This is a genomic window from Bowdeniella nasicola, assembly GCF_001907295.1.
Classification (GTDB): Bacteria; Actinomycetota; Actinomycetes; order Actinomycetales; family Actinomycetaceae; genus Bowdeniella; species Bowdeniella nasicola.
Window position 1 is genome coordinate 1 of sequence record NZ_MQVR01000188.1, and the last position, 716, is coordinate 716.

General features: G+C 58.7%; 1 protein-coding gene. It reads left to right on the top strand.

Going from position 1 to position 716, the window contains the following annotated elements; translation table 11 throughout:
• Positions 1-200 precede the first annotated feature (200 nt).
• Positions 201-584, top strand: a complete 384-nt coding sequence (locus tag BSZ39_RS12995; RefSeq protein ID WP_073717693.1) for a hypothetical protein — start codon at positions 201-203, stop codon at positions 582-584.
• Positions 585-716: the final 132 nt, after the last annotated feature.

The window sequence follows — 716 nt, forward strand, 5'->3', positions numbered from 1 at the left end:
CCGGGTCGTGGCTTTTCTTCGGTGACACCGTAGTCATTATCGGTGAAACTCCTTCTAGATCAGAGCCTCACACACAAACTTCCTGACACCCTCCCAGACGACACTCACGTATAGTCCCCGCGTAGCAGGGGGCCGTACCTCACATAGTTTTTCCGTGAACGGTGAGCCGGTCACGATGTGGCACGAGGGCGAAGGAACCAATGTTGGCTGCACGGCACGAGATTGCGAAGACGTCTGCGCATACCAACGCTTTGGCGCCGAAAAAGGGCAAGTGCCAGATTCTCGATCAAGTGGTCCAGGCCGCTGGCTGGAACCGGGATCACGCTCGCCAGCAGTTGGTGGCTCGGTTGACACAGGTCCCGGGGCTCACGGTCGCGACGGTCGCGGTGATCGATCGACGCAAGAACAAGGCATGTACGTACTCCTACGATGCCCGTCTGTTCTTGTACGATGCCCGTCTGTTCTTGCGGAGGGTGCGGGTGGCCACGGGAGGCAGCTGCGGGCAGCACCTCGCCCCATCCATGGGCGATTGGATCGAGGCGACGAAAACAGAAGGCGCCCTGATTCCACGCCAGGATTGTTAGAGCCTGCAGTTCAAAGCCGAATCAAGCTCCGTACTTAGTAGTTGAGTCCCTCATAGTGGTGTAGCGGGGTGGTCGTGCTGGACAGCAGGGCGGTCACCGCGTGATCCTCGAGTTCATCTTCTACAACTCACT

Bases quoted from the DNA above. Each gene is read 5' to 3' on its own strand.
- BSZ39_RS12995 (WP_073717693.1), top strand. From the start codon at position 201: ATGTTGGCTGCACGGCACGAGATTGCGAAGACGTCTGCGCATACCAAC.